The 17,191-nt window shown below is 72.4% G+C and carries 16 protein-coding genes; 11 read left to right on the top strand and 5 right to left on the bottom strand.

From position 1 onward, the window contains the following. Position 1: 1 nt before the first annotated feature. From O6P37_RS24065 to O6P37_RS24080, 4 genes are read left to right on the top strand one after another with little or no spacing between them, the layout of a single operon-like run. Positions 2-904, top strand: coding sequence for an arginase family protein (locus O6P37_RS24065; RefSeq protein ID WP_269896440.1), 903 nt, complete (start codon positions 2-4; stop codon positions 902-904). Further along, positions 905-3,070 (top strand): thiamine pyrophosphate-dependent enzyme, encoded by a 2,166-nt coding sequence (locus O6P37_RS24070; RefSeq protein WP_269896441.1) that lies wholly within the window; start codon positions 905-907, stop codon positions 3,068-3,070. A gap of 23 nt (positions 3,071-3,093) precedes the next feature. Next, positions 3,094-4,314 (top strand): CoA transferase, encoded by a 1,221-nt coding sequence (locus tag O6P37_RS24075; RefSeq protein WP_269896442.1) that lies wholly within the window; start codon positions 3,094-3,096, stop codon positions 4,312-4,314. After that, complete coding sequence (locus O6P37_RS24080) at positions 4,311-5,111, top strand: acyl-CoA thioesterase (RefSeq protein WP_269896443.1); 801 nt, start codon at positions 4,311-4,313, stop codon at positions 5,109-5,111. Before O6P37_RS24075 ends, O6P37_RS24080 begins: the two co-directional genes overlap by 4 nt. Here O6P37_RS24080 and O6P37_RS24085 read toward each other — a convergent pair. Further along, positions 5,001-7,538: an AMP-binding protein gene (locus O6P37_RS24085; RefSeq protein ID WP_408633242.1), complete on the bottom strand. Its 2,538-nt coding sequence runs from the start codon at positions 7,536-7,538 to the stop codon at positions 5,001-5,003. The two genes, O6P37_RS24080 and O6P37_RS24085, sit on opposite strands and share 111 nt — an antisense overlap. Before the next feature lie 120 nt (positions 7,539-7,658). Here O6P37_RS24085 and O6P37_RS24090 point away from each other — a divergent pair, with 120 nt between their 5' ends. Then, positions 7,659-8,057 carry a heme-binding protein gene (locus tag O6P37_RS24090; RefSeq protein ID WP_269896444.1) on the top strand — a complete coding sequence of 133 codons (399 nt, stop codon included), beginning with the start codon at positions 7,659-7,661 and terminating at the stop codon, positions 8,055-8,057. An 89-nt stretch (positions 8,058-8,146) separates the two neighbouring features. On the opposite strand, the gene O6P37_RS24095 is transcribed toward O6P37_RS24090, so the two are convergent. Then, entirely contained in the window at positions 8,147-8,965 is an 819-nt protein-coding gene (locus tag O6P37_RS24095; RefSeq protein WP_269896445.1) for a DUF1206 domain-containing protein, read from the bottom strand. Between the two features lie 158 nt (positions 8,966-9,123). Here O6P37_RS24095 and O6P37_RS24100 point away from each other — a divergent pair, with 158 nt between their 5' ends. The 6 genes from O6P37_RS24100 to O6P37_RS24125 all read left to right on the top strand — a co-directional run bounded on the left by O6P37_RS24100 (position 9,124) and on the right by O6P37_RS24125 (position 15,215). Beyond that, the gene (locus O6P37_RS24100; protein WP_269896446.1) at positions 9,124-9,492 is read left to right on the top strand and encodes a YraN family protein; all 369 of its coding nucleotides are present in this window, start codon (positions 9,124-9,126) and stop codon (positions 9,490-9,492) included. Beyond that, on the top strand, positions 9,493-11,004 hold the full coding sequence (locus tag O6P37_RS24105) for a YifB family Mg chelatase-like AAA ATPase (RefSeq protein WP_269896447.1): 1,512 nt from the start codon (positions 9,493-9,495) through the stop codon (positions 11,002-11,004). Next, the gene (gene dprA / locus O6P37_RS24110; RefSeq protein WP_269896448.1) at positions 11,001-12,122 is read left to right on the top strand and encodes a DNA-processing protein DprA; all 1,122 of its coding nucleotides are present in this window, start codon (positions 11,001-11,003) and stop codon (positions 12,120-12,122) included. Before O6P37_RS24105 ends, dprA begins: the two co-directional genes overlap by 4 nt. 64 nt (positions 12,123-12,186) lie before the next feature. After that, entirely contained in the window at positions 12,187-13,062 is an 876-nt protein-coding gene (locus O6P37_RS24115) for a siderophore-interacting protein (RefSeq protein WP_269896449.1), read from the top strand. A gap of 46 nt (positions 13,063-13,108) precedes the next feature. Then, the gene (locus tag O6P37_RS24120; RefSeq protein WP_269896450.1) at positions 13,109-14,269 is read left to right on the top strand and encodes a lactate 2-monooxygenase; all 1,161 of its coding nucleotides are present in this window, start codon (positions 13,109-13,111) and stop codon (positions 14,267-14,269) included. A gap of 43 nt (positions 14,270-14,312) precedes the next feature. Then, entirely contained in the window at positions 14,313-15,215 is a 903-nt protein-coding gene (locus tag O6P37_RS24125; RefSeq protein ID WP_269896537.1) for a tyrosine recombinase XerC, read from the top strand. A gap of 36 nt (positions 15,216-15,251) precedes the next feature. Here the strand turns inward: O6P37_RS24125 and O6P37_RS24130 are convergent, their stop codons facing one another. The 3 genes from O6P37_RS24130 to O6P37_RS24140 are packed head-to-tail and all read right to left on the bottom strand — an operon-like array spanning position 15,252 to position 17,087. Next, positions 15,252-15,551, bottom strand: coding sequence for a hypothetical protein (locus O6P37_RS24130; protein ID WP_269896451.1), 300 nt, complete (start codon positions 15,549-15,551; stop codon positions 15,252-15,254). 48 nt (positions 15,552-15,599) lie between these two features. Further along, entirely contained in the window at positions 15,600-16,559 is a 960-nt protein-coding gene (locus tag O6P37_RS24135; protein ID WP_269896452.1) for a TIGR03621 family F420-dependent LLM class oxidoreductase, read from the bottom strand. A 39-nt stretch (positions 16,560-16,598) separates the two neighbouring features. Beyond that, positions 16,599-17,087: a M23 family metallopeptidase gene (locus O6P37_RS24140; RefSeq protein ID WP_269896453.1), complete on the bottom strand. Its 489-nt coding sequence runs from the start codon at positions 17,085-17,087 to the stop codon at positions 16,599-16,601. Positions 17,088-17,191 lie beyond the last annotated feature (104 nt).

A 17,191-nucleotide genomic window follows, 5' to 3' on the forward strand; every position in this document is an offset into this window, starting at 1 on the left:
GATGACGACCGTCGAGCTGATCGGTGTGCCGTTCGACGGCTACGGACGCGCAGGCAACCAGGCGCGCGCCGCGGCGGCCCTGCGCGCCGCCGGCCTCGCCGGAGCCGTCGGTGGCGTGGTCTGCGACGACGACATCGCGCTGCCCACAGCCGAATCCGCCCGCGGTCCCAACGGCCTGATCAACGAGCCGGCGCTGCTGGCGATGACAGACGGGCTCAACGAACGGGTGGGCGCCGCGGTCACCGCAGGCCGGTTCCCGATCGTGTTCGGCGGCGACTGCGCCATGCTCCTCGGCATCGTCACCGGCCTGCGCGATCACGCGGGCGACACCGCAGTGGTGTTCGTCGACGGCCACGAGGACACCATGCCGCTCGACGTGTCCGAGGACGGAGAGGCCGCCAATACCGAGATCGGTCTGCTGCTCGGCATCACCGGCCGACTCCTGCAAGGCCCACTGGCGCAGCGGCTGCCCGCGCTGCAACGGGACCGGCTGGCGGTGCTCGGATCCCGCGACGAGTCGTGGCGCAGGCAGTTCAACGTCGGCACACTGGCCGACTGCGGGGTGTGGCTGGCGCCGCTGGCCGACGTCGCCGCCGACCCGCCGCAGACCGGGCGCCGTGCGCTGGCCGCGCTGCCGACTGAGAATTGGTGGCTGCACATCGATCTCGACGTCCTCGACCCTGTCGAGTTCCCCGCGCAGGGGCTGCCTGACGTCCCCGACGAACCCGGTGGACTGACGTGGCGGCAGCTCACCGCGCTGGTCCTGGCGATGGCCGAGGCCGGCGGCTGTGTGGGTGCCAGCCTCGCGATCTACGACCCCGACCAGGACCCCGACGGCGCCGACGCGGCGCGCATCGTCGAATTCGCCCGCGACGTCCTGCCCGCCGTAACCGGGACGGCGTGAATGGCCGAGTCCATCGACACGAACTTCCTCGCGGCCGTGCGAGCGATGACCGCAGGCACCCCTCGTGACGGGACAAGGCTCACCGCACCGCTGGCCCTCGACGTCTTCGACGCCCAGCTCCGCAGCCGCCACCTCGACATCGCCGCGCGCGAGTTGCGCTCAGAAGGCAAGGGCTACTACACGATCGGCTCGTCCGGGCACGAGGGCAACGCGGCGGTGGCCGCCGCCCTTCGCGTCACCGATCCCGCCTTGCTGCACTACCGGTCCGGTGGCTTCTTCCTGGCGCGGGCCGGCCAGGCCGGCGGTGTCGACGGCATGGCGAGGGCCGTGCGCGACGTGCTGCTCGGACTGGTCGCCGCGGCCGCGGAACCCATCTCCGGAGGACGGCACAAGGTCTTCGGCAGCCACGGCCTCAACGTGATCCCGCAGACGTCGACCATCGCCTCGCACCTGCCGCGCGCCGTCGGCGTGGCGTTCTCCATCGCCCGGGCCCGCAAGCTCGGCGTCACCGGCGCCTGGCCCGACGACGCGCTGGCGGTGTGCAGCTTCGGCGACGCCTCGGTGAACCACTCCACCGCGGTCGGCGCCATCAACACCGCGACGCACTCCGCCTACCAGGGTCTGCCGATGCCCCTGCTGCTGGTCTGCGAGGACAACGGCATCGGGATCAGCACCCCGACACCGCGCGGCTGGGTGGCCAGGACCTATGAGAACCGGGCCGGGCTGCAGTATTTCGCGGCGGACGGCGCCGACCCGGCCGAGACGTTCGACGTGGCACAGGCGGCCGCCGAGTACGTGCGCAGCCACCGCAGGCCGGCCTTCCTGCACCTGCGCACCGTCCGGTTGATGGGGCACGCGGGTTCGGATTACGAGCCCGCCTACCGCAGGCCCGACGAGATCATGGCCGACTTCGACCGGGACCCGGTGCTCGGCACGGCCGCCCACCTCGTCTCCGCGGGTGTGCTGACGCCCGAGCAGGTGATCGACCGCTACGAGGCCGTCCGTGCCGAGGTGCTCGGGGCGGCCCGCGAGGTGGTCGGGCTGCCGCAACTCCTGACGACCGCCGAGGTGGTGAGGCCGCTGCGCGATGCGATGGCCGAGGCGGTCGCGGCGTCGGCGCGCCCGGCATCGCTTGTGCCCGTTGCGGGCAGGGGCGGGGAGCCGCTGACGCTCGCCCAGTCGATCAACCGCGCGCTGCGCGAGATCCTCGAACACAGGCCCGGCGCGCTGGTGTTCGGGGAGGACGTGGCCCGCAAGGGCGGCGTGTACGGGGTGACCCGCGGACTGCAGAACGCGGCCGGGCCGGCCCGCGTGTTCGACACCCTGCTCGACGAGCAGGCCATCCTCGGGCTGGCGCTCGGCGCGGGTATGTCGGGGCTGCTGCCCATCCCGGAGATCCAGTACCTGGCGTACCTGCACAACGCCGCCGACCAGATCCGCGGCGAGGGCGCGACACTGCAGTTCTTCTCCGACCGGCAGTACCGCAACCCGATGATCGTGCGGATCGCCGGATACGGCTACCAGAAGGGGTTCGGCGGCCACTTCCACAACGACAACTCGATCGCCGCGATCCGCGACATCCCCGGCGTGGTGATCGCCTCGCCGTCGCGGCCCGACGACGCCGCGGCGATGCTGCACGCCTGCGCCGCGGCCGCTGACGCCGCGGGCACGGTGTGCGTCTACCTCGAGCCGATCGCGCTCTATCACACCCGCGACCTGCACCAGGACGGCGACGAGCAGTGGCTGGCGCGCTACCCGGACGAGGCCGCGCCGATCGGGCGGGCCCGCACCCACGGCGACGGCGCCGACCTGACGATCCTGACGTTCGGCAACGGCGTGCGGATGAGTCTGCGGGTGGCGCGCCGTCTGGAGCGTGCCGGCATCGGCATCCGCGTCGTCGACCTGCGCTGGCTGGCGCCGCTGCCCGTGGAGGACATGCTGCGCGAGGCGCGCGCCACCGGCCGGGTGCTCGTCGTCGACGAGACCAGGACTACGGGCGGCGTCGGCGAAGGACTGCTCGCCACCCTGCTCGCCCACGGCTACACCGGCCGGTTGGCCCGCGTCGCGGGCGAGGACAGCTTCATCCCGCTCGGCGATGCCGCGCTGCAGGTGCTGCTCTCGGAGGACACCATCGAGTCGGCGGTGCTCACCGTGACCAAGCTCTGACGGCCGCTTGCTAGCTTGAGCGGATGGCCCAACCCGCTCCCGACCCGACGCGCCCGCTGGCCGGCGTCCGGATCGTCGAGATCTCGAGCTTCGTCGCGGTGCCGCTGGCCGGGATGACGCTCGCGCAGCTCGGCGCCGAGGTGATCCGCGTCGACCCGATCGGCGGCGCGGCCGACTACCGCCGCTGGCCGGTGACCGACGCCGGGGACAGCATCTACTGGGCCGGGCTGAACAAGGGGAAGCGGTCCGTCGCGGCCGACCTGCGCTCACCCGAAGGGCAGGACCTCGTCACCCGGCTCATCGCCGACGCCGGCGTCTTCATCACGAATGTGGCCGGCCGGCAATGGCACTCGTACGACACGCTGGTGGCGCGCCGGCCCGACATCGTGCACGTCGAGGTGTCGGGGCGCGCCGACGGCGGGACCGGGGTGGACTACACGGTCAACGCCTCGGTCGGCTTCCCGCTGGTGACCGGTCCGGCGCAGCTGGCCACACCGGTCAACCACGTGCTGCCCGCTTGGGACGTCACCTGCGGGCTGTACACCGCGCTCGCGGTGTCGACGGCGCTGCGGCACCGCGACGCCACCTGCACCGGCGCGCGGATCGCCATCCCGCTCGACAACGTCGCCCTCGCCACCGCGGGCAACCTGAGCTTCCTGACCGAGGTGATGGTCAACGGCGCGCAGCGACAGCGGATCGGCAACTCGCTCTTCGGCACCTACGGGCAGAACTTCACCAGCAGCGACGGCGCCGCGTTCATGGTCGTCGCGCTCACCAACCGGCACTTCCGCGACCTGACCGAGACCACCGGCACCGCCAAAGCCGTTGCCGCACTGGGCCAGGCCCTCGGCGCCGACTTCACCGACGAAGGCGAACGGTACCGCCACCGCGACGCGCTGACCGGGCTGTTCACCGTCTGGTTCACCGAACACACCGCCGACGAGATCGCCGCGGCCCTGACCACGACGTCGGTGCTGTGGGAGCGCTACCGCAGCTTCGCCGACGTCGCCACCGACGCCCGGGTCACCGACAACCCGCTGTTCACCCGCCTCGACCAGCCACGGATCGGCGAGTATCTGGCGCCGGGGCTGCCGATGGCGATCGGCGGTGTCTACCCGCCGGCCGTCGCGGCGCCCGCGCTGGGCGACGACACCGCCGCGGTGCTGTCCGACTGGCTGGGCCTCGGCGCCGACGACGTCGGCCGTCTCATCGAAAGCGGCTTCGTGGCAACGAGTTCCGAGTGAGTCGGCTGCTCACCCTGCTCGACGTGCAGCCGGCGCAGGACGGCTGCTGGACGGGCGCGGCCAGCGGCCCGGCGGGCAAGCGGTCGTTCGGCGGCCAGTTCGCCGCGCAGAGCCTCGCGGCCGCGGCGCGCACCGTCGACGCCGACCGCCCGCCGACCAACATGCATCTGCAGTTCCTACGCGGCGGCGAGGCCGGCGACCCGGTCGACTACACCGTCACACCGGTGTTCGACGGCCGCACCGCCGCCGCGCGCCGGGTCGACTCGCAGCAGGGGAGTCGCCTGCTCACCACCGCCACCGTGTCGTTCGCCGCCCCGATCGCCGGACCCGAGCACGGGCGACGATCCGCGATGCCCGCCCATCCGGACACCCTGCCGCAGACCGGGCCGCCGGGGCCCGCGCCGTCGCTGCCGCTGGACGAACTCGACATCCGCATCGCCGACGAACGCTCGGATGACCTGTTCGTGCGGCGGATGTGGTGGCGCGCCACCGTCGACCTGCCCGACGACCCGCTCACCCACACCCTGGTCGCCGTCTACGTCACCGACCTGTACATGATCGATCCGGCGCTGCAGGTGCACGGCCACTCCATGCAGGCCCGCACGCACCGCAGCGGCACCACAGACTCCTCGATCTGGTTCCACCAACCGGTGCGCGCCGACCACTGGAACCTGCTCGAATCGAGCTCACCCGCCGCGGCGCGGGGCCGCGCCGTGATCACCGCCAGCCTGGTCCGCGACGACGGCGTCATCGCCGCCACGCTGGTGCAGGAGGGGCTGATCGCGAACCGGGAGTAGCCGCCTGCGCAGCATCGTCATCGCCTGGGTGAGCGTCACGCCCACCGCGACCGCGGCGACGACGCCGACGGCGGGATGGCCGTCGAACAGCGGATAGACCTGATAGTGCGTCAGATAGGTGTACAGCGACGCCTCGGCGACCACGCCGGCCACCACGGTCAGGCCCGCCGGGCAGCGGATCGCAGGCAGCCAGATCAACAACGCGAAACCGGTCAGCACCATCACTTCCCGCAGCGGGTCGCCGAAGTAGCCGATCAGGCCGACGGCCACCACGCACGTCACGGCGAGGCGCTGCCACACCGTCGTCGCCTTCGCCGCGGCCCATCCTGCCGCGAAGAACCAGAAAGCCAGCACCGTGAACCAGGCGTCCCGGCCGAGGTCGAGGCCGAGCACGTCGTAGCGCAGTGCGACGCCGAACCCCAGGAACACCGCGGCGACCGCGAACGGGTACCGCCGCTCCCACCGGTCGAACGCGGTCGACGCGCACAGCAGCGCGACCCCGACCAGGATCCACACCAGCACCTCGACGAACCACAGCCGGCCCGCGGTCATGCTGTCGTGCGGGCCGAGGATCTTGTTGGCCAGCAACAGGTTCGACGCGTGATAGTGGTCGCTGAACAGCAGTGTCAGCGCCACCCACAGCACCGACGGCACGGCGATCCAGGCGATGGTGGTCCGCAGGTGGCGCAGCCGTTCGCGGCGCGGCAGCGGTGTCAGGCAGAACCGGCCCACGTTGTAGCCGGCCACTCCGAGCAGCAGGTGCGCCCCGCCCCACAGTTCGAACAAACCTGCGTGCGAGCCGACGATCAACACGATCGCGACGGCGCGCAACGCCACACTGGTCTCCAGCGTCGCGCCCCAGCGTCGCCGCGGCGGCCGGCCGGCCCGCTCGAGGTCGCGCACCGGGAGGCGCTGCCAGTCGGCGGGCAGCCGGCCGAGTGCCCGCTCGAGGCGCACCGACATCGTCACGTAGGACAGCGAATTGCCGCCGAGGTCCACGAAACTCCGCTCGGGCGTGACGGCCGCGGGCTCGATCTGCAGCACGTCGGCGAAGATGGACCGCAGATCGGAGGTGTCGGGTGGATCGACCGGGCGGCCGGCCAGCAGCCGCACGGCCGGGTAGTCGGGCTTGCCCGACGGCAGCTGCGGGAGTTCCGGCACCGTCGCCGCGCGCACCGTGTCGGCGGGCACGCCAGCGACCTCGGCGGTGAGACGCCGTAACGCGGCACCGTCCGTCGGGCCGGTCGCCGCGACGGCCAGGCCGTCGCCGAGATCGGTGCAGAACGCGCTCACCCCGCGCTCGGCGAGCGCGGACTCGACGGCCTGCAGGTCGATGCGCAGACCGTAGACTTTGACGAACCGGCTGCGGCGGCCGATCACCTCGTAGAGGCCGTCGGCGGTGCGGCGGGCGATGTCGCCGGTGCGCAGCGTGTCGCCGCCCGCACCGAGCGCGAGGTCGGCCGGGCTGTGCGCGTAACCCATCATGACGTTGGCGCCGCGGTAGACCAGCTCGCCGGTGCCGTCGGGCCAGCCGTCGGCGTGGTCGATAAAGAATGATCCGCCGGGGATCGGCACGCCGATCGAGGCTGGCCGCGTCGCCGCGAGATGCGGTGGCAGATAAGCCATCCGGGCGGTCGCCTCGGTGGCGCCGTACATGACGAACAGCTGCCAGCCGCGGTCGGCGCCCAGCGCGGCGTATCGGCGCACCCGCTCGGCCGGCAGCCGGCCGCCGGCCTGGGTGAGGTAGCGCAGGTCGGGCAGGTCCATCGCGTCGAATCCGATGCGGTCCAGGAGTTCGAAGGTGTAGGGCACCCCGGGGAACGTCGTCCCGCGGTGCCGGCGGAACAGCTGCCAGAACTCGTCGTCGACCACCGATCGCTCGGTGAGGATCAGCCCGGCGCCGCGCAGCAGATGGCTGTGCACCACCGAGAGGCCGTAGCAGTACGACATCGGCAGAGTCGTTGCGGCGCGGTCGGTTCGGCGGATGTCGAGATAGTCGGCGATGGCGGCGGCGTTGGCGGTCAGATTGCGGCGGGAGAGCCGGACCAGCTTGGGTGAACCGGTGCTGCCCGACGTCGACAGCAGCACCGCGAGGTCGGGGTGCAGGTCGTGGCGGCTGCCGTCGCGGCGGTGGTGCACGCCCTCCGGGGTGACCACCACGTCGGGGTCGTAGGTGTGCAGGATCGCCGAGTGGTCGCGCCCCGCGGGCACCGGGAGGACGACGTGACCGGCGGCCAGCGCGCCGAGATGGTGCACGAGGGTGTGGACGTCGTTGCGGGTCTCGAGGAGCACCAGTCTGCGGTCGGGTCCGAGCGTGCGCGCGGCGGCGCCCACCCGACCGGCGAGGTCGCGGTAGGTCAGCATGTGCGCCGACGTCAGCACCGCGGTGTCGTCGCCGTGGGCGAGCAGACGTTCGGTTAGCCTCACCTGCTCGAACCTACCGCTGTCCGGCAAACGCCGCGGTGCGGTTGAGCGTGCGTCGGGCGGGTAATTGACCAGCGGGTCCGAAGGCCGGGCCCGGCCCGACGACACGAGGAACGACACGACATGACCTCCCCAGCAACCACCGTGCGCCGTGGAATCGGCGGCGCGTTCGCCGCCTGCCTGCTCGGCGGTGCCGCGGCCGCCACCATCGCGCTCCCGACGGCGAGCGCGCAGCCCGACCCGTGCAGCGCCAGCGGCTACGCCACCACCGCCAGCGGTGTGCTGAACGCCGCGGGCGGCTACCTGGCCGCCCACCCGGGCGCGAACGACGTGCTGACCGCCGCGGTCAACCAGCCGGCCGCCGACGCCGAGCGCAACGTGCGGGGATACTTCGAGGCCCATCCGAACGAGTACTTCGACCTGCAGAACATCGCCCGGCCGCTGACGGACCTGCGGAACCGGTGCGGGACCGCGGTCACTCCGAGCCAGCTGGCCACGCTGTTCGACGCGCTGGAGGACTGACCCTCCGCTGAAACGCCGAACGTGCGCTCACTGCGACATCCGAGCCGGGATCTCGCACTGAGCGCACGTTCGGCGCGTCGGTGGGTGTTCTACATCCGCCCGTAGCGCGCCCGCACGAAGCTGTAGGCGCCGAACGCGGCGATACCGATCGCCGCGGCCACGAGGAGGAACTTGCCGAACGGCGCCTCGCCGAGGGCCTTGACCGCGGCGTCCAGTCCGGAGGCCTTGGCCGGATCGGCCTGCAGGGTCGCCACGATGACCAGGATGCCCGCGCCGGCGAGCACGAGGCCCTTGGCCACGTAGCCGGCGATGCCGACGGCCTTGACTCCGCTGCCGCCGGACACCCGGAGATCCTTGAAGAACTTCTTCGTCACGCCCTTGTAGACGTGGTAGCCGCCGACGCCGATCACGCCGAGGCCGACCGCGACGAGCAGCAGCTTTCCCCAGCCCGATTGCATCAGCTGCGCCGACATGCCGGAGTTCTGCTGGCCGCTGGACTGGCCACTGCCGGTGGCGAAGCGCGCCGCCGAGAACGCGATCGCGAAGTTGACGATCGCCAGCGCCACGGCCTTGCCCCGCTTCCAGGCGGGCGAGTCGTCCTGTCCCCGACCGGAGCTCTCGCCGGGCTTCGAGCCGATCACCGCTTCGGCCAGCCGCCACAGGCCGAGCGCGACCAGTCCGACGACCGCGATCCACAGCATGATCTTGCCGCCGGTCTGGTTGCCGATCGTGGCGAGCGCGCCGGACTGGTCGGCGTTGCCGCCGGATCCGAATGCGATGCGCAGGATGATGTAGCCGACGAGCAGGTGCAGCACCCCGCTGATGGCGAAGCCTGCGCGCGCCGCGTATTCGAAAGCGTCGCTGTCGGTGGCCCTGTCGACCACGCCCTGGCTCGGTCTGGCACTCATGTGGACCTCCTGCGACTTCGCAGATCGACTGGATGGGACGCGGCGGTATACCCCGTTTTTTACGCTTGCGAAACCCGGTCCTGCCCGCATTGTGGACGAACCCGTGGCTGGGGATGGACTCCGGTCTCCTGTCGGTGCGCCGGACCAGCGTTGCGGCCATGACCACGTGGACACGTGCCGAGATCGGCGCACTCGGTGAGAAGCTCGCCGTCGAGCACCTCACATCGCTCGGGCTGCGGGTGCTGGCCCGCAACTGGCGTTGCCGCTACGGCGAACTCGACGTCATCGCCACCGACCCGGCGGCGCGGGCGGTGGTGTTCGTCGAAGTCAAGACGCGGACATCGGACCGGTTCGGTGGGGTGGCGCAGGCGGTCACCCCACAGAAGGTGCGCCGGCTACGGCGGTTGGCGGGGATCTGGCTGGCAGGTCAGACCGACAGCTGGGCGTCGGTGCGGCTGGATGTCATCGGGGTACGCATCGGACGCTGCCCGGTGCCGGAGATCACCCACGTGCAGGGGGTGGGGTAGATGGCGGTGGGCCGGGCGTTCTCGGTGGCGGTCCGCGGCCTGGACGGCCACATCGTCGAGATCGAGGCCGACATCGCCAACGGTCTGCCCGGCGTGCACCTGGTGGGGTTGCCCGACGCGGCGCTGCAGGAGTCGCGCGACCGGGTGCGCGCGGCGATCACCAACTGCGGCTACGAGTGGCCGATGAGGCGCCTGACGCTCGCCCTCTCACCGGCCACCCTGCCGAAGATGGGATCGGTCTACGACATCGCGCTGGCCTCCGCGGTGCTGTCGGCGCACTCGAAGAAGGAGTGGCCGCGGCTGGAGAAGGCGGTGCTGCTGGGCGAACTCGCGCTCGACGGCCGGGTGAGGGCGATCAAGGGCGTGCTGCCCGCGGTGCTGGCGGCCAAGCGGGAAGGCTGGCCGACGGTGGTGGTGCCGGTGGAGAATCTCGCCGAGGCCAGCCTCATCGACGGCATCGACGTGCTCGGCGCCCGCACCCTGGGGCAGCTGCAGGCGTGGCTGGCGGGCAAGGCGCCGCTCGCCGAACGGATCTGCGCGCCGCCCGCGCCGCCCGAGGAGACGGTCGACCTCGCCGACGTGGTCGGCCAGACGGAGGCCCGCTACGCCGTCGAGGTGGCCGCCGCGGGCGCCCACCACCTGATGTTGACCGGGCCGCCGGGGGTGGGCAAAACCATGCTGGCGCAACGGCTTCCGGGACTGCTGCCGCCGCTGTCACACGAGGAGTCGCTCGAGGTCACGGCGATCCACTCGGTGGCAGGCCTGCTGTCGGGCAGCGCGCCCCTGATCACCCGCCCGCCGTTCGTGGCGCCGCACCACACGTCGAGCGTGGCGGCACTGGTGGGCGGCGGGACGGGAATGGCCCGCCCGGGTGCGGTGAGCCGGGCGCATAGAGGGGTGCTGTTCCTCGACGAGTGTGCCGAGATCGGTCTCAGCGTGCTGGAGGCGTTGCGAACTCCGCTGGAGGACGGTGAGATCCGGCTCGCACGGCGCGACGGGGTGGCGCGCTATCCCGCGCGGTTCCAGCTGGTGATGGCCGCCAATCCGTGTCCGTGCGCACCGATCGACCCGCGGGACTGCATGTGCGGCAGCGCCGAGAAGCGCCGCTACCTGGGCAGGCTGTCCGGCCCGCTGATGGACCGGGTGGACCTGCGGGTGCAGATGCACTCGGCCCGTGGCGGGGCGTTCGCCGCCGAGGACGGTGAACCCACCGGCGAGGTGCGGGCGCGCGTGGCCGCCGCTCGTGCCGCGGCCGAGGACCGGTGGCGAACGCACGGAATCCGTACCAACGCCGAGGTCAGCGGCGCGCTTCTGCGCCGCAGGTTCCGGTTGTCCCCGCCGGCGATGAAACCGCTGCGCACCGCCGTCGACAGCGGCCGGTTGTCCATCCGGGGGATGGACCGCACATTGCGGGTCGCGTGGACGCTGGCCGATCTCGCCGGCCGCGCCTCTCCGGAGATCGACGATGTCAGCACGGCGCTGGGCTTCCGCCAGTTCGGCGGTGCGCGATGAACGCCGACGCCCGCGCCTGGGCCTACCTGTCGCGGGTGGCCGAGCCGCCGTGTCCCGAGCTCGCCGATCTCGTCACCCGCGTCGGCGCCCGGGAGGCGGCCGACCGCGTTCGCCGCGGCGCAGTCGGCGAACGGTTGGCGTTCCACACCGAGGCGCGCCGCGACATCGATTGCGCGCAAGACGATCTCGATGCCGTCGAACGGCTGGGGGGCCGCATCGTGACGGCGCGCGACGACGAGTGGCCTGCGCTCGCATTCTCGGCGTTCGGCCGATCGGCGCGGCCGCGGGAGTGCCATCCGCCGCTGGTGCTGTGGGTGGTGGGGGAGGTCCGCCTGGACGAGGTGCCCGGCCGGGCCGCCGCGGTGGTCGGGACGAGGGCGGCGACGGCCTACGGGGAACACGTGGCCGCCGACCTCTCCGCGGGGTTGGCGGCCCGCGACGTGGCCGTGGTCTCCGGTGGCGCGTACGGCATCGATGGTGTGGCCCACCGGGCGGCGCTGGCGTCCGACGGGCTGACGGTCGCGGTGCTGGCCGCGGGCGTCGACGTGCCCTATCCGGCGGGCCACACCGCGCTGCTGCGGCGGATCGCCGAGGAGGGCCTGGTGGTCAGCGAGTACCCGCCGGGCGTGCGCCCCGGCCGGTTGCGGTTCCTCACCCGCAACCGGCTGGTGGCCGCGCTGTCGGGCGCCACCGTGGTCGTCGAGGCCGGCGCCCGCAGCGGAGCCGCCAGCACCGCCGGGTGGGCACGGACACTCGGCCGGACGGTGTGTGCGGTGCCGGGACCCGTCACGTCGTCGGTGTCGGTCGGCTGTCACCGGCTGCTTCGCGACGGGAATGCCGAGCTGGTCACCCGGGCCGAGGACGTCGTCGAACTGGTGGGCCGGATGGGCGAGCTGGCCCCCGAGGAGCAGCGGCCGACGTCGCCGCTGGACGGGCTGGACGAGGCGCAGCGGCGGGTGTACGACGCGCTGCCCGCCCGCGGCGCCCGCACCCTCGACGAGGTCGCGGTGGCGGCGGGCCTGCCGGGGCCGCGCGTCATCGGCCCACTGGCGGCGATGGAGATCGCAGGCCTGGTCACGCAGCGCGACGGCCGCTGGAAACTGGTCCGCCATCGGTAGCAGGCCGCAGGGACGGGCACGCTCGTATAGTCGAGGCGACCGCAAGACGTAGTGGAGGAACACAGTGGCTGGACGTCCGATACACACCTTCGAGGTGGTGAGCAGCGAACAGCTGTCACCGCACATGGTCCGAGTGGTGCTGGGCGGCAACAACACCGATGGCCGAAACGGGCAGAGCCGCGGCTTCGGCACCTTCACGCCCGGCGAGAACACCGACTCCTACGTCAAGCTCGTCTTCCCGCCGTCCGGCGTCGACGTGTCGGCGCTGGAGACCCCGCTGACGATGGACAGCTTCTCCGCGCTGCCTCCCGAGCAGCAGCCCACCGTGCGGACCTACACCGTGCGCCGGGTCGACGCCGAGCGCGGCGAGATCACCATCGACTTCGTCGTGCACGGCGAACACGGCGTGGCGGGCCCGTGGGCGGCCGCGGCCGAGCCCGGCCAGCCGGCGTACCTGATGGGGCCGAGCGGGGCGTTCTCACCGGACCCGGAGGCCGACTGGTACCTGTTCGCCGGCGACGAGGCGGCGCTGCCCGCCATCGGCGCGGCGCTCGAGGCGTTGCCCGCCGACGCCGTCGGGCGGGCGTACATCGAGGTCGCGGGCCCGGACGATCAGATCGAGCTCACCGCGCCCGAGGGGATGTTCGTCATCTGGGTCTACCGCGGTGGCCGGGCCGACCTGGTGCCCGAGGAGAGGGCGGGCGACCACGCGCCCCTGATCGCCGCGGTGAAGGAGACGCTCTGGCTGCCGGGCCAGGTGCAGGTGTTCATCCACGGCGAGGCGCAGGCCGTGATGCACAACCTGCGGGCCTACATCCGCAAGGAGCGCGGCGTGGACGCGAAGTGGGCGTCGTCGATCTCCGGGTACTGGCGGCGCGGCCGCACCGAGGAGACCTTCCGGCAGTGGAAGGCCGAACTCGCCAAGGCCGAGGCCGGCTGACACCCGGGCTGGCCGACGGCCTGCACCGGCTGGCACGCTGGCCGCCATGACCTTCGGTAACTACCAGTTCGAGATCTACCTGCAGGGCCTGTCCGGCGTCCTGCCGACGATGCCGATGACGTTCGCGGACTGGGAGGCCAAGGCCGAGGCCGCGATGCCGCCGTCGGTGTACTCCTACGTCGCGGGCGGCGCCGGCGACGAACGCACCCAGCGCCTCAACCGCACCGCGTTCGACAACTGGGGACTGATGCCGCGGATGTTCCGCGCGACCCGCGAACGCGACCTGTCGCTCAACCTGTTCGGACTCGACCTGCCGTCCCCGGTCTTCATGGCGCCGATCGGCGTGATCGGCATCTGCGCCCAGGGCGGCCACGGCGACGTGGCCACCGCCAAGGCCGCGGCGCGCACCGGCGTCCCGATGGTGGTCTCGACGCTGACCGAGGACCCGCTCGAGGACGTGGCCGCCGAATTCGGCGACACCCCGGGCTTCTTCCAGCTGTACTGCCCGACCGACCGCGACCTGGCCGCCAGCCTGGTGCACCGGGCCGAGGCCGCCGGCTACAAGGGCATCATCGTCACCCTCGACACCTGGGTGCCGGGCTGGCGGCCCCGCGACCTGTCCACGTCGAACTTCCCGCAGCTGCGCGGTAAGTGCCTGGCCAACTACACCAGCGACCCGGTGTTCCGCGCCGCCCTGGCGCAGACGCCCGAGGAGAATCCCCAGGCCGCCGTGCTGCACTGGGTGTCGCTGTTCGGCAACCCGGTCACCTGGGACGACCTGCCCTGGCTGCGCTCGCTGACCGACCTGCCGCTGATCGTCAAGGGCATCTGCCATCCCGACGACGCCCGGCGCGCCAAGGACGGCGGCGTCGACGCCATCTACTGCTCCAACCACGGCGGCAGGCAGGCCAACGGCGGCCTGGCCGCCATCGACTGCCTACCCGACGTCGTCGCCGCGGCCGACGGGCTGCCGGTCCTGTTCGACTCGGGCATCCGCAGCGGCGCCGACATCGTCAAGGCGCTGGCGCTGGGGGCCACCGCGGTCGGCGTCGGCAGGCCCTACGCCTACGGCCTGGCGCTCGGCGGGGTCGACGGCGTCGTGCACGTGCTGCGGTCACTGCTGGCCGAGGCGGACCTGACGATGGCCGTCGACGGCTATCCGACGCTGGCCGATCTCACTCCGGACACGCTGCGGCGCGTCGGCTAGACACCTGCGGGCGCTCTGCGACGGTAGGGGCGTGACGGCCACGATCGATGAGGTCCTCGACGAATTCGACGAGTACCTCGAACTGCAGTGCGGGCGCTCGGCGCACACCCGCCGCGCCTACCGTGGCGACCTGCGATCGCTGTTCGCCTTCCTCGACCGGCGGCTGCCCGGCGCCGGTGTCGCCGGGCTGAGCCTGCCCGTGCTGCGGTCCTGGCTCGCCGAGCAGGCCGGCGGCGGCGCGGCCCGCACCACGCTGGCTCGGCGGACGTCGGCGGTCAAGACATTCACCGCGTGGGCTCTGCGGCGCGGCCTGCTCGCCACCGACCCGGCCACCCGGCTGCAGCTGCCCAAGGCCCGTCGCACGCTGCCGTCCGTGTTGCGCCAGGACCAGGCGCTCGACGCCATGGCGGCCGCCACTTCCGGTGCGCAGCAGAATGATCCGCTCGCCCTGCGGGACCGGTTGATCGTCGAGATGCTGTATGCGACCGGGATCCGGGTCAGTGAGCTGTGCGGCCTGGACGTCGACGAGGTCGACACCTCGCGACGGCTGCTGCGGGTGCTCGGCAAGGGCGACAAGCAACGGACGGTGCCGTTCGGGGAGCCCGCCCAGCTGGCGCTCTCGTCGTGGCTGGCCGACGGCAGGCCCGCACTGGCCACTGCCGACTCCGGGCCCGCTCTGCTGCTCGGCGCCCGCGGCAAGCGGCTCGACCAGCGGCAGGCGCGCACGGTCGTGCACCAGACCGTCGCGGCGGTGGACGGCGCACCCGACATCGGCCCACACGGTCTACGGCACAGTGCGGCAACGCATCTGCTGGAGGGCGGTGCCGACCTGCGCATCGTGCAGGAGCTACTCGGCCACTCCACGCTGGCCACGACGCAGCTCTACACGCATGTCACCGTCGCGCGGCTGCGCGCGGTGCACGACCAGGCGCATCCACGGGCGTGATCCGCGCCCGGTCCGATCCAAGCGGCGGTGGGTCGCCTAGGCCGACTGTTCGACGGCGTCCGGCGGCATCCACCGCACCACGAGCTCGCCCCAGTTGACCGGAGCGCTCCACCGCTCGCCGATGACGGAGAACGACACCCGCTGGAAATCGCGGACCTCGCGGTAGCTCTCGTCGGGCTTCATGCTGCGGAAGATCAACCAGGGTGCGTCATCGCCGACCTCGACGCGCCAGCCCGTCATGTCGGCGGTCGGGGAGTCGATCGTCAACCACCGGAAACCCTCGTCGTCGGGGAGGTATTCGATGGGCAGATCGATGTCGGCCTCGTGCTCCGTCATGATCGCCGATTTTATCGGTGTCGCGCGCGAGGGATCGGCGCCGCCCTGTCAGCGCAGCAGGGCGATGACCTCGGTCAGGTCCGGCATCGCCGACGGCCTTCCCGGCCACTCGTCGAACACCGTCCAATAGCTGATGCCGAACCGGTGTTGGCGTTCTGTCAGCGCTTCCGCCATCTGTTCATGGGTCCCGATCAACACGAACGGCGACTCCAGCAGCGGATCGGCCGTCAGGCCGAACGGTGCGGCGAGTTCGGCCGCCGCCGCGGCGCGGTCGTCGGAGCGGACCACGAACTGGATCAGGCCGTTGAGCTCGATCTCGGGGAACCGGTCACCCGCCGCGTCGCGCACCACCGCGATGCGGTCCAGCACGCCCGCGGCGTCGAAGTGACTGAGCCGCACCGCAGTCGCGTCGCGATTGTGACTGATGCCCGCCAGGCCGGCGATGTCGGCGAGACGACCGGCCAGCGCGAGCACGCGGGTTCCGTTGCCGCCGATCAACAGCGGCACCGGCGCAGGCGGCGCGGGTGCGAGTTCCCCGGCGCCGGCGTGCACCCGGTAGTGGGCGCCCGCGACGTCGACGGCGTCACCGCGCAGCAGTGCCCGGATCACCGCGGCGGCCTCCTCCAGCCGGTCGACGCGGACGCCGCCACGGTCGAACGTCAGGCCTGCGGCGTCGTACTCCGACTTCATGTGCCCGGCACCGAGACCGAGTTCGAAGCGGCCACCGGAGATGTCGGCGATCGTGACGGCTTCCCGCGCGGTGTCGACCGGGTGCCGGAAGTCGTTGTTGAGCACCAGGGTTCCGGTGCGCAGCCGCGAAGTGGCCGCGGCCGCCGCCGACGCCGCCGCGAACGGGGACAGCGACGCGACGAAGTGGTCCGGCACGGTCAGCACGTCGAAACCGGCCCGCTCGACCGACCGCGCGAAGTCGGTGAAGTCGCTGCCGCGGGGCAGTGCGGTGTGCAGCCCGAAGCGTGGCCGTCGTGATTGGTGGGCATCCGTGGTCACGGTCTCGACGTTAAGCGCACTCCCGCTCGCCGGGGGAGGTCAGCCGGCGACCGGCTTGAGGCGGATCGCCGTGCCCGCCAGCAGACCGAGCGGATCGACGTAGTCGGCACGCGCGGCCGGACCCCACATCGCGCCCCAGTGCAGGCACGCCGCGGCCGGGCAGCCCGCGTGGCCGGCGTCGAGCACACCGACCGCCGTACCCTTCGCGACGAGTTGGCCGGGCCGCACCGTCGCCCGCACCGGCTCATAGCTGGTCCGCAGGCCGCCGGGGTGGGCGATGGACAGCAGCGGGCGGCCCGCCAGCTCACCGGCGAACACCACGGTGCCCGCCCCCGCGGCGTACACCGTCGCGCCGGGCGCGGCGGCCAGGTCGACACCGCGGTGCCCGCGCTGCCAGTTGGGCGACGGCGCGTCGAACACCCGCACCACCGCGGGGCGCGGCCGCAGCGGCCAGTCAAGGCGTCCGCCGTCGGCGTGCGAGGGCGCGGCCAGGGTCAGCGCCACGACGATCAGCATCAGCCACCGCATCGGTCCAGCTCAGCGCATGACACGCCCGCTGCGCCAGGCCCCTCGCCGAAGCTGTGGATGGCCAGGTCACCGTGGCAAAAGCACCCCGTCGGACGGTGTAAACT

Source organism: Mycobacterium hippophais (genome assembly GCF_027529605.1).
Lineage (GTDB): Bacteria > Actinomycetota > Actinomycetes > Mycobacteriales > Mycobacteriaceae > Mycobacterium > Mycobacterium arseniciresistens.

Bases quoted from the DNA above. Each gene is read 5' to 3' on its own strand.
- dprA (WP_269896448.1), top strand. From the start codon at position 11,001: ATGAACGCCGACGCCCGCGCCTGGGCCTACCTGTCGCGGGTGGCCGAG.
- O6P37_RS24075 (WP_269896442.1), top strand. From the start codon at position 3,094: ATGGCCCAACCCGCTCCCGACCCGACGCGCCCGCTGGCCGGCGTCCGG.
- O6P37_RS24120 (WP_269896450.1), top strand. From the start codon at position 13,109: ATGACCTTCGGTAACTACCAGTTCGAGATCTACCTGCAGGGCCTGTCC.
- O6P37_RS24105 (WP_269896447.1), top strand. From the start codon at position 9,493: ATGGCGGTGGGCCGGGCGTTCTCGGTGGCGGTCCGCGGCCTGGACGGC.
- O6P37_RS24130 (WP_269896451.1), bottom strand. From the start codon at position 15,551: ATGACGGAGCACGAGGCCGACATCGATCTGCCCATCGAATACCTCCCC.
- O6P37_RS24095 (WP_269896445.1), bottom strand. From the start codon at position 8,965: ATGAGTGCCAGACCGAGCCAGGGCGTGGTCGACAGGGCCACCGACAGC.
- O6P37_RS24090 (WP_269896444.1), top strand. From the start codon at position 7,659: ATGACCTCCCCAGCAACCACCGTGCGCCGTGGAATCGGCGGCGCGTTC.
- O6P37_RS24140 (WP_269896453.1), bottom strand. From the start codon at position 17,087: ATGCGGTGGCTGATGCTGATCGTCGTGGCGCTGACCCTGGCCGCGCCC.
- O6P37_RS24100 (WP_269896446.1), top strand. From the start codon at position 9,124: ATGACCACGTGGACACGTGCCGAGATCGGCGCACTCGGTGAGAAGCTC.
- O6P37_RS24070 (WP_269896441.1), top strand. From the start codon at position 905: ATGGCCGAGTCCATCGACACGAACTTCCTCGCGGCCGTGCGAGCGATG.
- O6P37_RS24065 (WP_269896440.1), top strand. From the start codon at position 2: ATGACGACCGTCGAGCTGATCGGTGTGCCGTTCGACGGCTACGGACGC.